The following is a 20,040-nucleotide window of genomic DNA, read 5'->3' on the forward strand; positions in this document are numbered from 1 at the left end:
TTCTTCACATCGTGTGCGTGGGCTTGTCCGCGGTCAGGATGCCGGCCAGCAAGGTCTCGATCCGGTGGCGGACGGTCTCCCCTTCTGCGCCGTCGGCCAGCTGTACGCCGATGCCTGCCGCGCGGTTGCCCTGCGCTCCGGCCGGGGTTACCCAGATCACCTTGCCGGCTACCGGCAGGCGCTCGCTGGAGTCCGGCAGGGTGAGCAGCAGGAACACCTCATCGCCGAGGAAGTAGCGTTTGGGCGTGGGCACGAAGATGCCGCCGTTCTTCACGAACGGCATGTAGGCGCTGTACAGCGCGGCCTTGTCCTTGACGGCAAGGGACAGGATGCCCTGTCGGGCGTTGGTGGCGCTCATGCTCTATTCCCCTTGGCGTGCCGTTCGTTGACCTTTCCCCAGGCCAGCAGCAGCTCCACCACCGCAAGATCGGCGCGCACCGTGGTGCGCAGCAGGTCGCGGGTGCGGTTGGCCGCATCGAACCAGGCGGCCAGCTTGTGCAATCGATCGGGATCGGTCAAGCCACCGCCGGTGGCCTGGGCCAGGGCGAGATCGGCGGCGTGGCGCAGGCGCAGGGCGGCGTTGTCGTCGGCGGTCCAGCGCTGGGCCAGCTCCACCGCGCCGGCGCGGCCGGCGACGAGGGCTTCCAGGTCCGTGGCGACCTGGCGGCGCAGGGCCAGGCCATCCTCACGCAGCCACTGGTCGGCCAGGCCGGGGTGGCCGCGGGCGGCGTCCAGCGCTTCGCGGGCGCTGGCATCGCTGTGGCCCAGGGTCTGCAGCCAGGCGAGCGCTTCCTCGCGCGGCGGCAACTTGAACTCCAGGCGCTGGCAGCGGCTGCGGATGGTGGCCGGCAGGCGCGCGGGGTCGGCGCTGATCAGCCACAGGTAGCGGCCGGGCTGCGGCTCTTCCAGGGTCTTGAGCAGGGCGTTGCAGGCGGCGCGGTTGATGGCGTCGGCGGGATCGACGATCACCACCTGGGCCACGCCGTACTGCGGGGTCAGCGAGAGCTTCTGCGAGACCTCGCGGATCTGCTCGATCACGATCTCGGTGCGCAGCTTGTCGCCGGATTTGTTGGGGATGAACGAGATCCGCTGCAGGTCCGGGTGGGTGCCGGCGGCCAGCAGCTGGGCGCTGCGCTTGGCCGCGGCCGGCTCACCCTGCCCCAGCACGTGCTCGGCCAGCCGCAGCGCGACGCCGAGCTTGCCCAGGCCGGCCGGGCCGCAGAACAGCAGGCCATGGCCGAGGCGACCGGCGTCGAGCGCGGCCACGGTCTGGTCATAGGCGCGCTGCTGCCAGGGGGAAAAGGGTTCAGCCACGATCCGGCTCCTGTGCCAACCATGCCTCCACGGCCGCCACCACCGCGCCGGCGACGCCGGCCTGGTCCTGGCCGGCGTCGATCAGGCGGTAACGTGCGGGGTCTTCGCTGGCACGCTGGCGGAACACCGCGCGTACCCGCTGGAAGAAATCATCGTGCTCGCTTTCGATCCGGTCCGGCCACATGTCGCGGCCGTTGGCGCGCGCACGGCCGACGGCTACGTCCACATCCAGCAGCAGGGTCAGGCCGGGCAGCAGGCCGACGGCGCGGCGCTCCAGATCGGCGATCCACGCCGGGTCCAGGCCGCGGCCGCCGCCCTGGTAGGCGTAGCTGGAATCGGTGAAGCGGTCGCACAACACGTAGGCGCCGCGTTGCAGCGCCGGGGCGATCACCTGGCGCACGTGCTGGGCACGGGCGGCGAACACCAGCAACAGCTCGGCCTCGGCCGAGAGCGGCTCGGCGGCGATCTCCGCATCCGGCTTGAGCACCAGCGCGCGGATGCGCTCGGCCAGGGCGGTGCCGCCGGGTTCGCGGGTCAGCACCACCTCATGGCCACGGGCCTGAAGGGCCTCGCGGATCGCGTTGATGGCGGTGGTCTTGCCGGCGCCCTCGCCCCCTTCCAGGCTGACGAAATGCGGGTGCCGGTGCAGCGCGGGACTCATTGGGGTGCGGCCTCGTTGGTACGTCTGCTGCGCAGTTGCTGCAGGTAGCGGGCAACGGCAGCGTTGTGGTCGGTGTAGTTGGCCGAGAAGATGTGCGCGCCACTGCCATCACCGACGGCCACGAAGTACAGCGCGTCACCCTTGGCTGGCTGCGCGGCGGCATGCAGCGCATCGCGCCCTGGCATGGCGATCGGGGTCGGGGTCAGGCCGGCGCGCGTGTATGTGTTGTACGGCGTATCGGTGGTGAGGTCGCGCTTGCGGATGTTGCCGTCGTAGCTGCTGCCGATGCCGTAGATCACGGTCGGGTCGGTCTGCAGGCGCATGCCGATCTTCAGGCGGCGCATGAACACCCCGGCGATCTGCGGACGCTCGCTGGGCAGTGCGGTTTCCTTCTCGATGATCGAGGCGAGGATCAACAGCTCATACGGCGAGTTCAGCGGCAGATCGTCCACGCGGCTGTCCCACGCGGCGGTGAGTTCCTTTTCCATCGCGGCATGCGCGCGCTTGAGCACGTCGATGTCGCTGTCGCCGCGCTGGTAGACGTAGGTCTCGGGCAGGAAGCGGCCTTCCGGGTGTTCGCCGGGGAAGCCGACCGCCTTCATCAGCGCGGCATCATCCAGGTCGTCGGTGGTGTGCACCAGCGGATCGGCGCGCTTGAGCGCAGCGCGCAGCTGGCGGATGTTCCAGCCTTCCACGATGGTGACGCGGTGCTGCAGGACACGGCCCTGGCGCATGCGGGTCAGCAGCTCGCGCGGGGTCAGCGCCGGATCGAGCGCGTATTCACCCACCTTGAGTTTGCCGGCGGCATCGAGCTGGCGTGCCAGCAGCTGCCACTGGGTGTCGCTGCCTTCGTCCACGCCGGCCTGGCGCAGCTTGCCGAGCACGGTGCTGAAGCCATCACCGGAGGCGATCACCACGCTCTCCGCGCTCGGGGTGACCGGTGCATCGGCAAAGGCGCCCTGGCGATGCCAGAACCATGCCCCTGCGGCCGCCACCAGCAGGGCCAGCACCAGCAACACGGCCAGTACGGCCAGACATCCCCGTTTCGCACCCGCCATGCTCACCTCGAATCCATTTCTTCGCCGCGCAGCATACCGCGCGGGTGCTGCACACCGCCAAACGGCTCAGGCATCGCTGCCCAGCGCACGCAGCAGGCCACGGGCCTTGGCGCGGGTTTCGTCCAGTTCCCTGTCGGCAACCGAATCGACCACGATCCCGGCGCCGGTGCGGAAGCTGGCGGTGTCGGCGGCCACTTCGGCGGTCCGGATCAGGATGTTCAGGTCCAGGTCGCCATCGCGGTTCAGCCAGCCGAACGCGCCGGTGTAGGCGCCACGCGCGGTCTGCTCCAGCTCGGCGATGATCTGCATGCAGCGCACCTTGGGGCAGCCGGTGATGGTGCCGCCGGGGAAGGTCGCGGCGATCACCTGGCCCGGGCTCACGTCCTCGCGCAGGCGGCCACGCACGTTGCTGACGATGTGGTGCACATGGGCGTAGCTCTCCACGGTCATCAGCTCATCCACCTCCACGCTGCCCGGTGCGCAGATGCGGCCGAGGTCGTTGCGCTCCAGATCGATCAGCATCACGTGCTCGGCGCGCTCCTTGGGGTGGCCGACCAGCTCCTGGATGCGCGCGGCATCGTCATCGCCGGCGAAGCGCGGGCGGGTGCCGGCGATCGGGCGGGTCTGGACGTCATCGCCATGCACCGAGACCAGGCGCTCGGGCGAGGAGCTGACCACCGCCCTGCCCTGCGCCATGAACAGCCCGGCGAACGGGGCGGGGTTGGCCACGCGCAGCTGCGCGTACAGCGCCTGCGGCGAGAGCGCCTCGGCGAACTGCGCATTCCAGCGCCGCGAGAGGTTCACCTGGAACACGTCACCCGCGCGCAGGTAATCGATCACCTTGCCGACGCCATCGGTGAAGCGCTGCGGCGCGTCCTCGCCGATCGCCACCGGTGGCTGCCACGTCGGCAGCGGCGCCAACGTGGCGGCCGCGGCGAGGTCGTCCTGCAGGGTCTGCAGCAGCGCGGCCTGGCCGGTCTCGCAGACGGCATGGAACTGGCCGAGCACGCGGTCGTGCAGCACCGCCGCCGGGCAGCGCAGCGCCAGCGCGGACGGCAGTCCATCGGCGCGCGCCGGCAAGGCCAGCACGTCTTCGATCTGGCCAGCCAGCTCGTAATCCAGCATCAGTGCCCAGCCACCGCGGAACGGCAGCGTGGTCGCTTCGCGCGGCAGCCGCAGCGCGGCCCAGTGCGCGTCCAGCACCTCTAGGAAGCGGCCCTCATGGGCGACGCCATCGGCATCGCGCACCACGCCGTCGGCCTGCAGTGAGAGCGCTTCACCGTTGCCCATCAGCAGCAGGTCCCAGCGCCCCTGTGCGGTGCCCGAGGCGGTGGATTCCATCAGCAGCGGGTAGCGCTGCGGGGCCAGGCGCTGCAGGGCCAGCAGGTCGGTGGTGGCGGGCAGCGGAAGCGTCTGGAACATGACAGGACACCGGAGGGGGCGCGCAGCGTGCGCGGGGGCCAGATACACCAAGGCCGCCATGATGGCGGCCCGGGTGGGGATGCACGGAACGTGCGGTCAGACGCGCTTGAACACCAGCGTGCCGTTGGTGCCGCCGAAGCCGAAGCCGTTGGACATCACCACATCGACCTTGGCCTCGCGTGCGGTGTTGGGCACGTAATCCAGGTCGCAGCCTTCGCCCGCTTCATGCAGGTTGATGGTCGGCGGAATGATGTTGTCGCGCAGCGCCAGCACCGAGAAGATCGCTTCCACGCCGCCGGCCGCGCCGAGCAGGTGGCCGGTCATCGACTTGGTGGAGCTGACCATCATCTTGTAGGCGTGGTCGCCGAAGGCGGTCTTCATGGCCATGGTTTCACCCAGATCGCCCAGCGGCGTGGAGGTGCCGTGCGCGTTGAGGTAACCGACCTGGTCCGGGGTCACGCCGGCGTCCTTCAACGCCATGGTCATGCAGCGTGCCGCGCCTTCGCCGTTCTCGCTCGGGGCGGTCATGTGGTACGCATCCGAGCTGGCGCCGAAACCGGCAAGCTCGGCATAGATGCGCGCGCCACGCGCCTTGGCGTGTTCGTACTCTTCCAGGATCAGGATGCCGGCACCGTCGCCGAGCACGAAGCCGTCGCGCTCCTTGTCCCACGGGCGCGAGGCTTCCGCCGGGGCATCGTTGCGGGTGCTCATCGCCTTCATCGCGCAGAAGCCGCCCAGGGCGGTCGGCGAGGAGCCGCGCTCGGCACCGCCGACCACCATCACGTCCGCATCGCCGTACTGGATCATGCGCATCGCGGTGCCGATCGAGTGGTTCGAGGTCGCGCAGGCGGACACCGCCGAGAACGACGGCCCCTTCAGGCCGGTGATGATGCTCAACTGGCCCGGAAGCATGTTGATGATGGTCTTGGGCACGTAGAAGGGCGAGATCTTCTTGCCTTCGTGGAAATCGATGGTCTGCTCTTCGATGCCCAGCAGGCCGCCGATGCCCGCCCCGACGATGGCGCCGATGCGCTCGGCGTTGCCGTCGGTGATCTCCAGGCCCGAATCGTTCAAGGCCATGAAGGCGGCACCGAGGCCGTAATGAATGAACGGGTCCATTTTCTTGGCATCCTTGCCAGTGACCCGGAATTTGCCGAACTGTTCGTTGTCGGCGGTGATGTCGAAGTCCCTGACCTCACCTGCGATCTTGGTGGTGAAACGGTCCAGGTAGGACTGCGAAACGTTGGTCAGCGGACCGATGCCGGAACGGCCTTCGGTGATGCCCTTCCAACTGCTGGCCATATCATTGCCCAATGGCGAGACCATGCCCATGCCGGTAACGACGACGCGACGCTTCATTGCAGATTCTCCTGACCCGGGTGTTGCGGGTATCACGCGGTAAAACGCTCAAAAGCACAGGGCCGCAAGCGCGGCCCCATGGGTTTGCCGCACGCGGTCGCAGCGATCGCCACGGCCGCGCGCGAGCCGCCTGACATCAAGCCTTGACGTGGGCGTTGATGTAGTCGATCGCAGCCTGCACGGTGCTGATCTTTTCGGCTTCTTCGTCCGGGATTTCGCACTCGAACTCTTCTTCCAGCGCCATCACCAGTTCAACGGTGTCCAGCGAGTCAGCGCCCAGGTCATCGACGAACGATGCGCTGTTGGTGACTTCCTCTTCCTTGACGCCAAGCTGTTCGACGACGATTTTCTTGACGCGTTCTTCGATGGTGCTCATTGGATATCGCTCCAGATGGAGTAGTGGTTCAAAAATGACGCCATCCGGTGAGGGATGACCGTGGGATAGTGTAGTGGAAACCAGCGACACCTTGCATTGCAGCAAAACATCAAACGGATCAACCACTTGCGGCGCAATCCTTGCGCCACATGCTTACGGCATGTACATGCCGCCGTTCACATGGAGGGTTTCGCCGGTGATGTAGCTGGCCGAAGGACCGGCCAGGAACGCCACCGCGTTGGCGATATCGGACGGCTCGCCGAGCCGCTCCAGGGCGATCGACTTGACCAGGCCGGTGCGCTGCTCTTCCGGCAGGGCCTTGGTCATGTCGGTATCGATGAAGCCCGGCGCGACCACGTTGACGGTGATCCCGCGCGAGCCGATTTCCTTGGCCAGCGACTTGGAGAAGGCAATGATGCCGGCCTTGGCCGCGGCGTAGTTGGCCTGGCCGGCATTGCCGGTCACGCCGATCACCGAGGCGATGTTGATGATGCGGCCCTTGCGCGCCTTCATCATGCCGCGCATGACGGCCTTGGAGGTGCGGAAGACGCTGGTCAGGTTGGTGTCCAGGATCGCCTGCCAGTCTTCTTCCTTCATCCGCAGCAACAGGTTGTCGCGGGTGATGCCGGCGTTGTTGACCAGGATGCTGATGGCGCCGAATTCCTTGGCGATACCGTCCAGCACGGCCTCCAGCGCAGCGGCGTCGGTGACGTTCAGCGCGCGGCCGTGACCACCCACGGCGGCCAGGCGCTCACCGATGGCGGCGGCACCGGCGTCGGTGGTGGCGGTGCCGATGACGGTCGCGCCCTGCGCGGCCAGTGCGTCGGCGATCGCGGCACCGATACCCCGGCTGGCGCCGGTGACCAGTGCGATTTCACCCTGAAGGGGCTTGCTCATCTCATTTCCTCAAACGGGACCGGTCCGGCCGGGCTGGCGCGAAGCCATTCCAGCACGGGCGCGATCGGAAGACATCAGGCGGCCCAGGTCTCGCGGGCCGTCTCGAAATCGGCGGGCGTGGACAGTGTGCGCGCGTCCAGCGATTTGTCGATGCGCTTGATCAATCCGCTCAGCACCTTGCCCGGGCCGCATTCGGCCACGCGGGTGACGCCACGGGCGGCCAGCGCCTGCACGCAGCCGGTCCACTGCACGGGCAGGTACAGCTGCTGCACCAGCGCCTGGCGGATGGCGTCCACGCCGTCATGCACACGGGCATCCACGTTCTGCACCACCGGCAGGGCCGGGGCGCGCCAATCCAGGCCGGCCATGGTTTCGGCCAGGCGGTTGGCGGCTTCGCGCATCAGCGGAGTGTGCGAGGGCACGCTGACAGCCAGCTTGACGGCCTTGCGGACGCCCTTCTCGGCCAGCAGCGCCAGCGCACGATCCACGGCGGCAGCGTCGCCACCGATGACGATCTGGCCGGGCGAGTTGTAATTGGCGGGCACGACGACCTGGCTGCCGGCGGCCTGCTCGCAGACCTCCACGACCAGCGCGTCTTCGGCGCCGAGCACGGCGGCCATGGCGCCCACGCCGGTCGGGGCGGCTTCCTGCATCAGCTGGCCACGCAGGCGCACCAGGTGGGCACCGTCCCGCAGGGTCAGCGCGCCGGCGGCCACCAGGGCGGTGTACTCGCCGAGGCTATGGCCGGCCAGGACGGCCGGCTGGACGCCGCCAACGGCGTTCCAGGCGCGCCACACGCCGATGCTGGCGGCCAGCAGGGCCGGCTGGGTGTATTCGGTGCGGTTGAGCATTTCCTCGGGACCGCCCTGCGACAGCGCCCACAGGTCGACACCGGCGCCGTCGGAGGCTTCGGTGAAGGCCTCGCGGATCTGCGGGTGCAGCTCGGCCAGTTCGGCCAGCATGCCCAGCGACTGCGAGCCCTGGCCCGGGAACACGAATGCGAGATTGGTATCGGTCACGCGATCATCCGCCTGCAAAAATCGAACGGCGAATGATAAAGGGGAACGTCGCCCTTCGTCTGTACTGCCGCGTATGTGGGGTCTTTCTTCAGGTGAACAGCTGGAGGATGTCGAGGTCGCCGTCACTGAAGAAATCGATGCAGATCACGGCCAGCATCAGCACGCCCAGGGTGGTGGCACCGTGCACGATGAGGATGGAATGGGCCAGCGCCCGGGCGGAGCGGCCCATCTTCATGCTGGCGCGGGCCAGCCCCTGGAGGCGGCCGGTGACATCGTGGGCATGGGCGAGGACCGGGGCTTCGGCGCCGTCCATGGCCTGGGCCATGAGGGTCTGCAGCTGTTGCGGACGGTCCTCGTAGTACTTGGCCACGCCGTAACCGAACATCAGCCAGTCGCGGGCCTGGGCCTGGGCGAGGTCCATGACCTCAAGGGGATCTTCCTCGAAATCGATGAAGCCGATCTCCTTGCCATCCCAGGTGAGGTTGCGCGGCAGCGGCTGGCCGAAGTACGCGCCCTTGCGGTGCGCCTGGGCAATGGCATTCATCGCGGCGGACACAAGGCGGTCACGGCCGGCATCGTCGGCTTCGCGCAGGCAGGTATTGAACGAGGAGCCGTTGTCGCCGAGCACGAGGGCGGCATGACCGCTGCCGATCACACTGGGGACGTTGACACCTTGCGCCTGCAGTTCGGCCAGGCGGCGGGCCTCGGTTTCGCGGGCGGCGTCGCCACCGCGGTGCGGCGGTGGGCGCAGGGCGTCGAGCTGGAAGCGACGGGCAATGAAATTGAGCAGCCCGAGTGCGACCACCCGGCTGCCTTCGCCGTACTGCTTCAGCCAGGCGCGTTGGCCCTCGATGACGATGGGCTCAACCATGGCAGTTCTCCTGAAATGCATACGGCCCCGTAATGGGGCCGTAACGACAGCGTCACGTTGTCGTAACTGACACTATCAATAGCGCAGCAGAGCAGAACCCCACGTGAAGCCGCCGCCGAAGGCTTCCAGCAGCAGCAGCTGGCCGCGCTCGACACGGCCGGAGCGGACCGCGTGGTCCAGCGCCATCGGCACGGAGGCCGAGGAGGTGTTGCCATGCTTGTCCACCGTCACCACCACCTGGTCCATGGACATCTCCAGGCGCTTGGCGGTGGCTTCGATGATGCGCAGGTTGGCCTGGTGCGGGATCAGCCAGTCCAGGTCGTCCTTGGTCAGCGCGTTGGCTTCCAGGGTTTCATCGACGACCGAGTCCAGCGCCTTGACGGCGTACTTGAACACGTCGTTGCCCTTCATTAGGATCGCGCCGCGGGCATTCTCGCCCTCGCCGAAGCCGGCCGAGACGCCCACCGGGTTCCACAGCAGCTCTTTCTTGCTGCCATCCGAATGCAGGTGGGTGCTGAGGATGCCGGTCTCTTCGTCGGCCTTGAGCACGACGGCGCCCGCGCCATCGCCGAACAGCACGCAGGTGGTGCGCTCGGTCCAGTCGACGATACGGGTCAGCGTTTCCGCACCGATGACCAGCACATGGCGTGCATCACCGGAACGAATGAATTTGTCGGCCACGCTCAACGCGAACACGAAGCCCGAACAGGCCGCGTTGACGTCGAAGGCGGGGCAGCCGCTCGCACCGAGCTTGGCCTGGATCAGGCACGCGGTGGACGGGAAAATCAGGTCAGGCGTGGTGGTACCCACCACGATCATGTCGAGCTGCGAAGCGTCGATACCGGCCGCTTCAAGCGCACGTACCGCGGCGTGGTAGCCGAGGTCGCTGGTGGTTTCGCCTTCGGCCGCAATGTGCCGTTCGCGGATACCAGTGCGCGATTGAATCCACTCATCGCTGGTGTCGACCATTTTCTCCAGATCCTGGTTGGTCAACACTTTTTCGGGCAAATAACTACCGGTGCCCGCGATCCTCGAGTAGATCCGCTTGCTCATTGCATGTCCTGTAGCTCGATCGCCAAACGTGACGATCGGGAAGAATGGGGTAAAGGCCGCTGCCCGACCGGGCAGCGGCCTTCACAAATCAATCTTCTTCGACGGCCGAGTTCGACTTGGTCGTGATCACCTTCTTGCCACGGTAGAAACCGTCAGCGGTGATGTGGTGACGCAGATGCACTTCACCGGTGGTCGGATCGGTGGACAGCTGCTTGGCGCTCAGGGCGTCATGCGCACGGCGCATACCGCGGCGGGACGGGGTGACACGGGATTTCTGCACAGCCATGGGATTGCTCCAAACTCGGTTCGTTTTGCTTCGTCGTATCGTCGCGCAGGACGCCAGCGCCCAGCACAGTTTTCGCTTTCGCCGCAGCCGCCGACGACAATCCGGCTGCTATTGTTTTTTCAGTGCCGCCAACGCCGCGAACGGATTGGCCTTGCTGATTTCTTCTTCGGTCGGTGCCCAGTCCTTGTCCACGGCCTCACCATCGGGAGACAGCGGCACGACGGGCACGGCCAGGACGAGTTCGTCCTCGACCAGTTCCAGCGGTCGCAGCATGCCGTCTTCCGGCACCAGCCACGGTTCCCAGCCTTCCGGCAGCGAGGATTCTTCCTCTTCGCTGCGGATCAGGCCGAGCCGCTGCACCATCGAAACCGGCAACAGGAAACGCTGCAGGCTGCGCTGACAGATCAGCGGCAGCGCGGTGTCGATGGACAGTTCAACATAGGATACCTGCAGGATGTCGTCGTGCGCGAATTCCAGTGCATAGGTGCACGTTCCTTCGGTATCGGCGACAAGGCCCTGGAGGCGGGTCAATTCCGCTAGATTCACCTGGCCGTCGAAGCACCTGCGTGCTGCGACCATCCGCCAAGCATCCAGCATTTCGGGCACGTTTGCGGACATAAGCCGCTGAATGTTAAGGATCGTCCGGGCCGCTGTCAAATGCCTGCGCAGTCAGGTTGCCGATCCCCGCCCCGAAGGGCCAGACTGCCGCCCTTCCGTGCCCGGTATTGTCGCATGACCCCGCTGCTGCTTGCCTCTACTTCCCGCTACCGCCGTGAACTGCTGGAGCGGCTCGGCCTGCCCCTGGAGACCGCCCGCCCCGAGGTGGACGAGACCCCCGGCCCCGCCGAAGCCCCACGGGCCGTGGCGGTGCGGCTGGCGCGCGCGAAGGCCGAGGCCGTCGCCCGCCTGCACCCGGGCCGGTGGGTGATCGGCTCGGACCAGGTGGCGGAACTGAACGGCGCCCCGCTGGGCAAGCCCGGCTCGGTCGAGGGCGCGCATGCGCAGCTGGCCGCGATGTCCGGGCAGGTGGTCGCGTTCCACACGGCCGTGAGCCTGGTGCGCGATGGCGAGGCCCTGGCGACCTGTGATCTGACCCGGGTCCACTTCCGGGTGCTGGAGGCCGCCGAGATCGCCCGCTACGTGGCGGCCGAGCAGCCGCTGGACTGCGCCGGCAGCTTCAAGTGCGAAGGCCTGGGCATCACCTTGTTCGAGGCGATCGAGAACCGCGACCCGACCGCGCTGATCGGGCTGCCGCTGATCGCGGTCAGCCAGCTGCTGCGCCAGGCCGGCTACACCCTGCCCTGAGCCTCAGCGCAGCTGCAGCGCCTCCAGGCAGCTGGCATCAAGCTCGCCGGTGGCCCAACCAACCCAGCGGCCCGCCAGCGGCATGGCCAGGCCCACGGGATGCCCGCCGCATTGCAGGACCAGCCGTGGCGCCCTGCTCTGGGCGCTGAAATCGATGCGCCAGGCCGGGTGCCCCAGGAGGTTGCGCACGGCCACGAGGGAGACGTCGCTGACCGGGACGGCCACGCCGGTCGCCGTCGTTGGCGCGCCCTGCAGATAGCGAACTTCCGGCCAGGCAAACACCGATGCCCCGTGCGCGCGCAGGCTGGGCAGCGCGGCCAGCACTTCGCCGGGCACGCTTTCCCCATGCGTCTGATCCGGATCGACCACACCGGCCGCGGCCGCTGTAGCGGTCATGTTGGCCACCCGCTGCATGCTGGCACCGAGGTAGGCCATCCACGCCGTACTCGGCACGGCCACCAAGGCCAACAGCAGGGCTGCCCAGGCCACCGCCCCGGGACGGCGCAGGCCGACGCGCACGATCGTCCACAGCATCAGACCGGACCAGAACAACCACGACCAGGGCACATAGCGCGGTGCGGCCAGCTGCGTGGGGTAGTCGGCAAAGTAGGTCCAGCGGCTCAGTGCGACCAGCCCGCCCACGGCCAGGCCGAACCATGCCATTGCCAGCCCCACCGATTCCCCCGCCCCGGCGCGGTGGCCGCGCTGCCAGGTGCGCCAGGTCATGCCGAGCAACCCGGCCATCCCCGCAGCACCGATCAGCAGATGCGGCCAGCGCGAGGTCAGCACCGGTCCGAACTGCGCCTGATAGGCGCTCGCCACGGCATGCACCACGCCGCGCACGGGCGCGAACGGCAACTGCTGTGCCGCTGCCGGATCCAGTGCCGGCCAAGCCAGATAGATGAAGGGCGAGGCCAGCCAGCGCAGCAGCACGTCCAGCTGCGGCAACGGGGCCAGCGCCATCTGTGTCGGCATGCCGGTCCGCCCCATGCCCAGGTGCAGCCCGACCGCCACGAGCAGGCCGGCGATCCAGGGCACCCAGTGCGACAACGGCGCACGCCGCACCACCAGCACCGCCGCCAGCCCCACGAACACGGCCACGCCGCTGCCGAAGGAGAACGTCGCCGCCACGCCGCATACGGCGGCCGCGACCGCGCCGCGGCGATCGCCACGCAGCAGCAGGGCGACGCCCGCCATCAGCGCCACGGTGATCAGGTACGCGTGGACCGATTCGTTGGCATGGGTGAGCGCGCGCTGGCTGCCCAGCCAGAAGACCGACAGCGCTGCGACCAGGGTGGCGGCGGCGCGCACCGGCGGCGCCAAGGCATCGGCCCTGATGATCCGGGCGAGCAGCCCTACCGTGGCCAATGCCAACGCAACGCCGGTACCGATCTGCAGCCATTGATTGCCGTGCAGCCACTCCAACTCGGCGTAGCGCACCAGGTTCGGCAGGATTTCGCGGTGGCCATTGTCCGACACCAGCACGTTGCCCGGCCACGGCATCTCCAGCAGCTTCTGGGTGAAGCGCCACGGATCGGCGTACAACACGCGCGGTGAGAGCCACAGCATCGCGGCCACACCCACCGCGACGATGCCCACCACCGCGCACCACAACGCACGGATCAGCGCGGGTGACACCGGCTTGGCGTGCGGGTGGGAAGCAGACAGGGGGGCAGATTCCTGCGGCGCATTGCGCATGACGGTGTCATCCATGGAAGAACACGCACGCTCAGCGCGCGGGGACGGTGAAGGCCTGTTCCTGCCACTGCTCCACGCTGCCGTCCTTGCCGTGCAGCGTCATGCCGAGCCAATGACGGCCGGGCGCGAGGTGGTCGGTCTTCAGCGTGGCATCGAAGGCCACGTTCGGGTGCTGCGGATCGGTGGAGATCTTCCACGCGCCGGTGATGTCGTAGGGCCGACCGTAGACCGCATCGCCCACCGGCTGGCCATCGATCAGCAGCTCGACACGCTCGATGCCCACGCCATCCTTGAAGGCCCAGCCACGCACCTGGAGGGGGTTGCCCGCCGCGGCGCCGGGCTGTGGCGTATCCAGCCAGGCCATCGCCGGCGTAACGCACGGCCCCTCGACCCGCTCGGCCGGCAGCTTGAACAACAGGAAGCGCTGGAAACCATGATCGTTGCTGACCACACGCGGCGGCGGCAGCGGGCCCACCTGTTCGCAGACCGCGTGGTAGCGCGCCAGCAGATCGCGATAGCGCTGGTCGCTGGGCGAGAGCACCAGCAGCATCGGCGCGTCGCGCTGGCCATCGTGCAGCAGCCCCCACAGCCCCAGCTGCGCAGTGCGGCCGTGCTTGTCGTTCAACGGGTGGGGCAGCACCTCGATAGAGGCGTCGCGCAACTGGAAGCCCAGTTCCGCACCCACCTTGAAGTTGCCGGCCAGCACGCGCGTGCCGGGCGGCATGCGTTTCAGCTCGTCGCGCACGGCGCCTGCCAACGGTTCCCAGCCGGCGAAGTTGCGCGGGTAATACTTGTAGCCGGCCAACTGCTCACGCACGCTCGGGATGGAGACCGTCAGGTAATAGCCGAAGGCCAGCGCCAGCCCGGCACCGGCCAACCACCAGCCGGTACGGCGCAGCCAGCGCGGCCAGCCGTTGAGCACCACCGGCACCGCGATCAGCAGCGCCAGATAGCCCGGCAGCGGCCAGTGGAAACTGATGCGCTCCACATCGGTGAAGAAGCCCAGGCCGAAGATGGACAGCGTCGACACCGCGCCGATCAGGCCGAAGTAACGCCATTGCGCGCGTGCGCCACCACCGGAGCGGGTGCCCGCCAGGGCCACCTTCCACATCGCGATGCACAGGATCGGGGTGACCAGCATCGGCTGGATCACCAGGAACCACAGCCCGCTCCATTCGAACGCCCACGGGTGGCGCTCGACCACCTGGAATTTCAGGCCCGCATCATGGTTGTCGGCATTCCACGACAGCAGCGGCAGCCACGCCAGCACACCCACCGCCAAGGCCACCCAGACGCGCGGATCGCGCAGCATGCGCCGGCCCTGCGGCAGCACCAGCAACGCGATGAAACCGACCACGATCACGCCGATGAAGCGGTAATGGCTGAGTGCGCCGATGGCCAGGCCGGCGGCCAGCTTCACCGCCGCCGCGGCATCGACACTGCGCAGCAGGCGCGCGCCGGCATCCAGGCACAGCACCGCGGCCAACGCCATCGGCACATCCGGGACGGCCAGCATGCCCAGCGTGGCCGACAGCGGCATCAACAACGTGAGGCTGCCCGCCTGCCAACCGGCCACCGCACCGAACCAGCGCGTGGCGATGCGTGAGACCAGCCATGGCAGCCACGCACCGATCGCCAGGAACGGCAGGCGCAGTGCAAGCACATGATTGCCGCCCACTTCCACGCCCAGGCGTGCCAGCCAAGCGGTCAGGCCAGGCAGGTCCGAATAGGCCGCCGCCAGATGCTGGCCTTCCTGCCAGTAAAAAGCTTCGTCCACGAACAAGGGCAGACGTGCGGCCACCACCAGCTTGACGGCGGTGACCAGCGTCCACAACAACAGGAATATGGTGCGTGCGCGTTGTTCGCCCTGCATTGCTCTATAGAATCAGTGGAATCATCGAATCGAGACGGACATGGATCATTCGCCCCCCGTGCCAGCCATGCTAACCGATGTACTGCGACAGTCCCTTCGCGCCGCCCAGGATCAGGTCAACGGGCTGGTGCTGGGCAAGGCGCAGGAGGTGCGGCTGGCGTTCGTGGCGCTGCTCTCCGGCGGTCATCTGCTGATCGAGGACCTGCCCGGGCTGGGCAAGACCACCCTCGCCCATGCCATGGCCTCCAGCCTCGGACTGGGCTTCCAGCGGGTGCAGTTCACCTCTGACCTGCTGCCGGCCGATGTGCTTGGCGTCTCGGTGTATGACGCCGGCAGCCGCCAGTTCCAGTTCCACCCGGGCCCGGTGTTCACGCATGTGTTGCTGGCCGACGAGATCAACCGTGCGCCGCCGCGTACCCAGAGTGCGCTGCTGGAAGCGATGGCCGAGCAGCAGGTCACCCTGGATGGCGTGACCCATCCACTCCCGGATCCGTTCTTCGTCATCGCCACCCAGAACCCGGTCGACCTCTCCGGCACGTTCCCGCTGCCGGACTCGCAGCTGGATCGTTTCCTGCTGCGGTTGGCCCTGGGCTACCCCAATCCGGAATCGGAACGCGAGCTGCTGCGCGGCACCGATCGCCGCCATCTGATCGCGCAGGCCACCGCGCGCCTTAGCGAGGTGGACGTGCGCACGCTGCGCGAGGCGGTTGGTCAGGTGCATGCCAGCGAGGCGTTGATCACCTATGTGCAGGCCCTGCTCGCCCGCAGCCGCCAGCACGCCGGGGTGCGCGTGGGCCTGTCGCCGCGTGCCGGGCTGGCATTGCTGCGCGCCGCCAAGGCGCATGCGCTGCTGCTCGGCCGCGCGCATGTGGTGCCCGAAGACGTGCAGACCCTGTTCGTGGCAGTGGCCGGGCATCGCCTGGTGCCCGAGGCCGAAGCCGGCAACGGGCCGGCACTGGCCCGCGCCATCCTCCAGACCGTGCAGGTCGACTGAGATGCGCCGCGGCTGGGGAGCCCGCTGGCAGCAACTGCAACATCTGGCGCGACCGCGCCGCCCCGAGCACCTGCCGTGCCGGTTCGACCGGCGCCGCATCTATGTGCTGCCGACGCGGTTCGGGCTGTTCGTCGCCGCGCTGCTGTCGGCGATGCTGCTCGGCGCGCTGAACTACAACAACAATCCTGCGCTGCTGCTGGCCTTGTTGCTGGCGACCGTCAGCATCGCCAGTGCGATCAGCGCGCACCTGCAGCTGTCCGGATTGCAGGTGGATGCGGTCTCCGCCGAGCCGGTCACCGCGGGCGCGCCGTTGCGGCTGCGCATCAGTCTGTCGCGCGCCGATACCCGCGCCCGGCGCGGCCTGCAGGTGGAGCACGAGGGCGTGGCCGCGTTCGGGCACCTGATCGACAGCGACCAGATCGAAGTGGATCTCGCGCTGCCCACGCACCGGCGCGGCTGGTTCGACCTGGCCCGCATCCGCATCGCCACCACGCAACCGCTCGGCCTGGTGCGCGCGTGGTCGTGGGTCTGGCCGGAAACCCCGTTGCTGGTCTATGCGGCACCGGAAACGCACGCACCCTCCCTGCCGGAAAGCGGCGGCGACCCACTGCATACCCGCGTGCATGCCAGTGGCGAGGAGCTGCATCAGCTGCGCCCGTATCGCGCTGGCGATCCGATGCGCAGCATCGCGTGGAAACACTCCGCGCGACGCGACACCCTGTTGGTGCGCGAGTACGAAAAGCCGGTCGGGCTGGAGATCGTGCTGGACTGGTGGCACCTGGCACCGCTGGGCACCGAAGCACGGATCGCACGCATGGCGCGCTGGATCGACCTGGCCGAACGCGAAGGCCGCCGCTACACGCTCAAGCTGCCGGGCCAACCGGTGCTCGGGCCTGGCAACGGCAGCGCCCATCACCACCTGTGCCAGCGCGCACTGGCGCTGTTGCCTCATGACTGACCGGCCCGTGTCCCTGCTCAGTTCCGGTGCGCGCTACTGGACGCTGGCCAGCGCGGCGCTGGGCCTGTTGCCGCTGCTGCTGCAGCTGCCCACCGTGCTGGCCGCCGTCATCGCCAGTGTCGCACTGCTGACCGCGCTGGCCTCGCGGCAGCGACTGTTGCCGGGCGCCCTGCGCCTTTTGCTGGTGCTCGCCATGCTGGCCGCCATTTACTGGCAGATGGGTCCACGGCCTGGCCGCGACACCGGCTGCGCGCTGCTGGCAGCAATGCTCGCGCTGAAATCCAGCGAGCTGCGCAGCCTGCGCGATGCCCGCAGCCTGGTCGGCTTCGGGCTGTTCGGCCCGTTCGCGGCGTTCCTGCTCGACCAAGGCCCGTTGACGATGACGCTGGCCGTGCTGGCCGGCCTGGTCGCACTGCTCGCCCTGCAACGCCTGGCACACCTGGAGGGACAGGCACCGCCAGCGCCCCTCAAACGCCAGTTGCGCGGCATCGGCCGGTTGGTGCTGCTCGGCCTGCCGCTGGCCCTGGCCGGTTTCTGGCTGTTCCCGCGGTTGAGCGAACCGCTCTGGGGCATCCCGGATCGCGCGGTGGGCAAACCCGGCCTGTCCGACACGATGGAGCCCGGGGAGTGGCTGGACCTGATGGCCGATGACACCCCGGCGCTTCGCGTGCAGTTCTTCGGCGCGATCCCCGCGCCACAGCAACGTTACTGGCGCGGGCCGGTACTGACCCATTTCGATGGCAAGCGCTGGGAGCAGGACCGGCGGCAGATCGAGCGTGCGCCGGCCGCCGTGACCCACGCCAGCACGCAGTGGGACTACCAGATCGATTACGAGCCGACCGATCGCCGCCAGTTGGTCGCGCTGGATCTTCCGCTGCAGGCACCGCCCGGCAGCGACCTGGATGCCAACCACAGCCTGCGCAGCCACGCGGCGTTGAACGCACTGACCCGTTGGCGGCTGACCTCCGCACCGGCGGTGGCCTATACCGAAGCGCTGACGCCTGACGCGCGGCGCCTTGCGCTGCAGTTGCCCGACGGCTTGAATCCGCGCACGGCAGCGCTGGCCCGGCAGTGGCGACAGGACGCCGGCAGCAACGATGCCGCGATCGTGCAGCGCGCGCTGGACTGGGTGCGCGCGCGTTTCGTCTACACCCTGGACACGCCCGAGCCCGGTCGCGATGGCGCGGACGAATTCCTGTTCGATCAGCAGGCCGGCTTCTGCCAGCACTTCAGCTCCTCGTTCGTCGTATTGATGCGCAATGCAGGCATCCCGGCGCGGGTGGTGACCGGCTTCGCGGGCGGCATCCGCAACCCATATGGCGACTACTGGGTGCTGCGCCGGATGGACGCACATGCCTGGGCCGAAGTGTGGCTGCCGGGCCGCGGCTGGGTGCGGGTCGATCCGACCGCCGCCGTTGCGCCGGAGCGCGTTTACGACACGCTTGAGGACCGGCTGGGGGCCGGCGCTGCCGGCGCCACGCTGGACAGCCGATGGCTGCAGATCGGGCAGATGGGCGACTGGCTGCGCCGGGGCTGGAACGACCTGGTCCTGTCCTTCGATGCCAACCGTCAGCAGCAGCTTCTTAAACCGTTTGGTTTCGAGCGGCTGGATCCGAGCCAGCTGGTGGGAATTTTCATCGTCTTCGCACTGGCCGCGCTAGGCTGGATGGCATGGCTGCTGGCCCGGGGCGAACGCGAGCGCGACCCGCTGTTGCGGGCTTGGCATCGGCTGGGACGCCGGTACGCACGCTATGGGCTGTCCCGCGCCAGCGCCGAACCCGCTGACGAGTGGGCGCGTCGGGTGGACCGGCAGCGACCCGATCCTGCGCTGCTGTCGCTCAGCGCGCGTTTCGTCCAGGCGCGCTACGCTGGCGCTGACGTCGACCTCACTTCATTATTGCGCGACCTGCGCAGGCATCGCCCGACCTCCGGAGCATCCCCATGAAGATTCAAATCCTGCTTCCCCTTGCTGCCTCTCTGGCACTGGCTGCCTGCGCCACCGCGCCCAAGCCGTTGCAGGGGCAGTTCAGTATGGTCAGCCCGCGCGACGCGGTTCCCACCCAGCAGGTGGGCACCCCGGTACGTTGGGGTGGTCGCATCATCGAAACCAATCCGGGCCAGGGCCAGACCTGCTTCCAGATGATTTCGCGCCCGCTCAACGGCAGTGGCCGCCCGAGCACCACCTCGGCCGACGCCAGTGACGGCCGCTTCATCGCCTGCCGTGCCGGCTTCTACGATCCGGCGGTGTTCGAGCCGGGCCGCGATGTGACCTTCATCGGCAAGATCGGCGGCTACGAGAACACCCGCATCGGCGAGTACGACTACCGCCTGCCGAAACTGGACGCCGACGTCATCTACCTGTGGCCGGAACAGCGCCAGGTGGATGTGGTACCCGCCTACCCCTACGGCCCGTGGGGCCCGGGCTGGGGTCCGGGCTGGGGCTACCGTGGCTGGGGCTGGTGGTAACACGCTGACGCAGAAACGCCGCCCTCGGGCGGCGTTTTTGTTTGCGCGCGGCCGGCTCAGCCGTTTGCCGTGCCGAAGTGGCCCAGCGGGGCACCGGCCAGCAGGTGCAGGTGGATATGGAACACGGTCTGCCCGGCATGCTCGCGGCAGTTCATGACGATGCGGTAGCCGTCCTGCGCGAAACCTTCGCGGCGCGCGTAGTCCGCGGCGGCCATCGCCAGCTTGCCGATCAGGTGTGCCTGCTCCGGGCGCACGTCATCCAGGGTCGGGATCGCCTCGTGCTTGGGAATGAACAACACGTGCACCGGCGCCTGCGGGGCGATGTCCTTGAAGCCGAGCACGTCCTCGTCTTCGTAGACGATGGTGGCCGGAATTTCGCGGCGGATGATCTTGCCGAACAGGGTGTCGTGGCTCATGAGGGCACCTCGTG

Annotated in this window: 21 protein-coding genes; 5 read left to right on the forward strand and 16 right to left on the reverse strand. The window is 68.3% G+C overall.

The annotated features are described in order from the left end of the window. Positions 1-4 precede the first annotated feature (4 nt). The 13 genes from ABE483_RS14875 to ABE483_RS14935 form a co-directional block, all read right to left on the reverse strand. Entirely contained in the window at positions 5-358 is a 354-nt protein-coding gene (locus ABE483_RS14875) for a PilZ domain-containing protein (protein ID WP_088432861.1), read from the reverse strand. After that, complete coding sequence (locus ABE483_RS14880; protein WP_313217393.1) at positions 355-1,314, reverse strand: DNA polymerase III subunit delta'; 960 nt, start codon at positions 1,312-1,314, stop codon at positions 355-357. Before ABE483_RS14880 ends, ABE483_RS14875 begins: the two co-directional genes overlap by 4 nt. Next, entirely contained in the window at positions 1,307-1,975 is a 669-nt protein-coding gene (tmk, locus tag ABE483_RS14885) for a dTMP kinase (protein WP_313212225.1), read from the reverse strand. Before tmk ends, ABE483_RS14880 begins: the two co-directional genes overlap by 8 nt. Further along, positions 1,972-3,033, reverse strand: a complete 1,062-nt coding sequence (gene mltG / locus ABE483_RS14890) for an endolytic transglycosylase MltG (protein ID WP_313217390.1) — start codon at positions 3,031-3,033, stop codon at positions 1,972-1,974. The genes tmk and mltG overlap by 4 nt, the downstream gene beginning before the upstream one ends. Positions 3,034-3,099: 66 nt before the next feature. After that, positions 3,100-4,455 (reverse strand): aminodeoxychorismate synthase component I, encoded by a 1,356-nt coding sequence (locus ABE483_RS14895; protein WP_346481951.1) that lies wholly within the window; start codon positions 4,453-4,455, stop codon positions 3,100-3,102. Between the two features lie 96 nt (positions 4,456-4,551). Then, positions 4,552-5,814, reverse strand: a complete 1,263-nt coding sequence (gene fabF / locus ABE483_RS14900) for a beta-ketoacyl-ACP synthase II (protein WP_176990978.1) — start codon at positions 5,812-5,814, stop codon at positions 4,552-4,554. A gap of 136 nt (positions 5,815-5,950) precedes the next feature. After that, entirely contained in the window at positions 5,951-6,190 is a 240-nt protein-coding gene (acpP, locus tag ABE483_RS14905; protein ID WP_017357544.1) for an acyl carrier protein, read from the reverse strand. 153 nt (positions 6,191-6,343) lie between these two features. Further along, entirely contained in the window at positions 6,344-7,087 is a 744-nt protein-coding gene (fabG, locus tag ABE483_RS14910) for a 3-oxoacyl-ACP reductase FabG (protein WP_070426748.1), read from the reverse strand. Between the two features lie 74 nt (positions 7,088-7,161). Then, positions 7,162-8,106: an ACP S-malonyltransferase gene (gene fabD / locus ABE483_RS14915; RefSeq protein ID WP_313212228.1), complete on the reverse strand. Its 945-nt coding sequence runs from the start codon at positions 8,104-8,106 to the stop codon at positions 7,162-7,164. A gap of 88 nt (positions 8,107-8,194) precedes the next feature. Beyond that, complete coding sequence (locus ABE483_RS14920; protein WP_313212229.1) at positions 8,195-8,977, reverse strand: serine/threonine protein phosphatase; 783 nt, start codon at positions 8,975-8,977, stop codon at positions 8,195-8,197. Positions 8,978-9,052: 75 nt separating this feature from the next. Continuing rightward, positions 9,053-10,030, reverse strand: a complete 978-nt coding sequence (locus ABE483_RS14925) for a beta-ketoacyl-ACP synthase III (RefSeq protein WP_313212230.1) — start codon at positions 10,028-10,030, stop codon at positions 9,053-9,055. 88 nt (positions 10,031-10,118) lie between these two features. Continuing rightward, complete coding sequence (gene rpmF, locus ABE483_RS14930) at positions 10,119-10,316, reverse strand: 50S ribosomal protein L32 (RefSeq protein ID WP_017357626.1); 198 nt, start codon at positions 10,314-10,316, stop codon at positions 10,119-10,121. Between the two features lie 108 nt (positions 10,317-10,424). Further along, entirely contained in the window at positions 10,425-10,934 is a 510-nt protein-coding gene (locus tag ABE483_RS14935) for a YceD family protein (RefSeq protein WP_088432868.1), read from the reverse strand. A 114-nt stretch (positions 10,935-11,048) separates the two neighbouring features. Between ABE483_RS14935 and ABE483_RS14940 the strand changes: the two genes are divergently transcribed. Continuing rightward, entirely contained in the window at positions 11,049-11,621 is a 573-nt protein-coding gene (locus ABE483_RS14940) for a Maf family nucleotide pyrophosphatase (RefSeq protein WP_346481952.1), read from the forward strand. Between the two features lie 3 nt (positions 11,622-11,624). Here the strand turns inward: ABE483_RS14940 and ABE483_RS14945 are convergent, their stop codons facing one another. Beyond that, entirely contained in the window at positions 11,625-13,334 is a 1,710-nt protein-coding gene (locus ABE483_RS14945; protein ID WP_346481953.1) for a hypothetical protein, read from the reverse strand. 16 nt (positions 13,335-13,350) lie between these two features. After that, the gene (locus tag ABE483_RS14950) at positions 13,351-15,192 is read right to left on the reverse strand and encodes a glycosyltransferase family 39 protein (RefSeq protein WP_346463605.1); all 1,842 of its coding nucleotides are present in this window, start codon (positions 15,190-15,192) and stop codon (positions 13,351-13,353) included. A 40-nt stretch (positions 15,193-15,232) separates the two neighbouring features. Between ABE483_RS14950 and ABE483_RS14955 the strand changes: the two genes are divergently transcribed. The 4 genes from ABE483_RS14955 to ABE483_RS14970 are packed head-to-tail and all read left to right on the forward strand — an operon-like array spanning position 15,233 to position 19,610. Continuing rightward, a complete protein-coding gene (locus ABE483_RS14955; RefSeq protein WP_313212234.1) occupies positions 15,233-16,186 on the forward strand; it encodes a MoxR family ATPase in 954 nt (317 codons plus the stop codon). Between the two features lies 1 nt (position 16,187). Further along, positions 16,188-17,144: a DUF58 domain-containing protein gene (locus ABE483_RS14960; protein ID WP_313212235.1), complete on the forward strand. Its 957-nt coding sequence runs from the start codon at positions 16,188-16,190 to the stop codon at positions 17,142-17,144. Continuing rightward, positions 17,137-19,089, forward strand: coding sequence for a DUF3488 and transglutaminase-like domain-containing protein (locus tag ABE483_RS14965; protein ID WP_313212236.1), 1,953 nt, complete (start codon positions 17,137-17,139; stop codon positions 19,087-19,089). Before ABE483_RS14960 ends, ABE483_RS14965 begins: the two co-directional genes overlap by 8 nt. Next, entirely contained in the window at positions 19,086-19,610 is a 525-nt protein-coding gene (locus ABE483_RS14970; RefSeq protein ID WP_019185338.1) for a Slp family lipoprotein, read from the forward strand. The genes ABE483_RS14965 and ABE483_RS14970 overlap by 4 nt, the downstream gene beginning before the upstream one ends. A gap of 56 nt (positions 19,611-19,666) precedes the next feature. Here the strand turns inward: ABE483_RS14970 and ABE483_RS14975 are convergent, their stop codons facing one another. Continuing rightward, positions 19,667-20,026, reverse strand: coding sequence for a histidine triad nucleotide-binding protein (locus ABE483_RS14975; protein ID WP_313212238.1), 360 nt, complete (start codon positions 20,024-20,026; stop codon positions 19,667-19,669). Between the last annotated feature and the right edge of the window lie 14 nt (positions 20,027-20,040).

The organism is Stenotrophomonas sp. TWI602 (genome assembly GCF_039674045.1).
Classification (GTDB): Bacteria; Pseudomonadota; Gammaproteobacteria; order Xanthomonadales; family Xanthomonadaceae; genus Stenotrophomonas.

Excerpts from the sequence above, each read along its gene's own strand:
- ABE483_RS14875 (WP_088432861.1), bottom strand. The coding sequence starts at position 358 with ATGAGCGCCACCAACGCCCGACAGGGCATCCTGTCCCTTGCCGTCAAG.
- tmk (WP_313212225.1), bottom strand. The coding sequence starts at position 1,975 with ATGAGTCCCGCGCTGCACCGGCACCCGCATTTCGTCAGCCTGGAAGGG.
- mltG (WP_313217390.1), bottom strand. The coding sequence starts at position 3,033 with ATGGCGGGTGCGAAACGGGGATGTCTGGCCGTACTGGCCGTGTTGCTG.
- ABE483_RS14895 (WP_346481951.1), bottom strand. The coding sequence starts at position 4,455 with ATGTTCCAGACGCTTCCGCTGCCCGCCACCACCGACCTGCTGGCCCTG.
- fabF (WP_176990978.1), bottom strand. The coding sequence starts at position 5,814 with ATGAAGCGTCGCGTCGTCGTTACCGGCATGGGCATGGTCTCGCCATTG.
- acpP (WP_017357544.1), bottom strand. The coding sequence starts at position 6,190 with ATGAGCACCATCGAAGAACGCGTCAAGAAAATCGTCGTCGAACAGCTT.
- fabG (WP_070426748.1), bottom strand. The coding sequence starts at position 7,087 with ATGAGCAAGCCCCTTCAGGGTGAAATCGCACTGGTCACCGGCGCCAGC.
- ABE483_RS14920 (WP_313212229.1), bottom strand. The coding sequence starts at position 8,977 with ATGGTTGAGCCCATCGTCATCGAGGGCCAACGCGCCTGGCTGAAGCAG.
- ABE483_RS14925 (WP_313212230.1), bottom strand. The coding sequence starts at position 10,030 with ATGAGCAAGCGGATCTACTCGAGGATCGCGGGCACCGGTAGTTATTTG.
- rpmF (WP_017357626.1), bottom strand. The coding sequence starts at position 10,316 with ATGGCTGTGCAGAAATCCCGTGTCACCCCGTCCCGCCGCGGTATGCGC.
- ABE483_RS14935 (WP_088432868.1), bottom strand. The coding sequence starts at position 10,934 with ATGTCCGCAAACGTGCCCGAAATGCTGGATGCTTGGCGGATGGTCGCA.
- ABE483_RS14940 (WP_346481952.1), top strand. The coding sequence starts at position 11,049 with ATGACCCCGCTGCTGCTTGCCTCTACTTCCCGCTACCGCCGTGAACTG.
- ABE483_RS14945 (WP_346481953.1), bottom strand. The coding sequence starts at position 13,334 with ATGGATGACACCGTCATGCGCAATGCGCCGCAGGAATCTGCCCCCCTG.
- ABE483_RS14950 (WP_346463605.1), bottom strand. The coding sequence starts at position 15,192 with ATGCAGGGCGAACAACGCGCACGCACCATATTCCTGTTGTTGTGGACG.
- ABE483_RS14955 (WP_313212234.1), top strand. The coding sequence starts at position 15,233 with ATGGATCATTCGCCCCCCGTGCCAGCCATGCTAACCGATGTACTGCGA.
- ABE483_RS14960 (WP_313212235.1), top strand. The coding sequence starts at position 16,188 with ATGCGCCGCGGCTGGGGAGCCCGCTGGCAGCAACTGCAACATCTGGCG.
- ABE483_RS14965 (WP_313212236.1), top strand. The coding sequence starts at position 17,137 with ATGACTGACCGGCCCGTGTCCCTGCTCAGTTCCGGTGCGCGCTACTGG.
- ABE483_RS14970 (WP_019185338.1), top strand. The coding sequence starts at position 19,086 with ATGAAGATTCAAATCCTGCTTCCCCTTGCTGCCTCTCTGGCACTGGCT.
- ABE483_RS14975 (WP_313212238.1), bottom strand. The coding sequence starts at position 20,026 with ATGAGCCACGACACCCTGTTCGGCAAGATCATCCGCCGCGAAATTCCG.